Source organism: Roseibium sp. RKSG952 (assembly GCF_009711355.1).
In genome coordinates this window covers 1-355 of sequence record NZ_SMMF01000199.1, presented here as the reverse complement: position 1 = coordinate 355, position 355 = coordinate 1, and the positions used below count along the sequence as shown (strand labels likewise).

General features: G+C 56.1%; 1 protein-coding gene. It reads right to left on the bottom strand.

Going from position 1 to position 355, the window contains the following annotated elements:
- Nucleotides 1-16: 16 nt before the first annotated feature.
- Nucleotides 17-355: hypothetical protein (locus tag E1297_RS48780; RefSeq protein ID WP_209015524.1), on the bottom strand; the 339-nt coding region annotated here is incomplete at its 5' end.

Below are 355 nucleotides of genomic sequence, written 5' to 3'. Positions count from 1 at the left end.
CAAACTTCGTTAGCGCTCACCGACGCTTTCGGGCGATGACCCAAACAGGATGGTAGGTAAGCAGCACACCGGATTCGGACATGGCTGTGTAATTGCGGCAGAAGCCCTCAAGCCGTGACTTGGTCCAAGTCTGGCAGGTGACGGCATTCACGCCTGTGTTTCGCAAATGGCGCAGCACCGAGACCGGGTTTTCAAAGCGGATCCGGCGGATCTCTTCATTCACCTCCATGATATCAACATGGTTGGGGGTATCTGAGAGAGCTAGCCGGATTTGATCCGGATCCCAAAGACCCGGAGCCTGAGACGTAGCGCCAAGCCGCCTCAGCTCCTGAAACTGTTTTGGCCCATAGCCAGA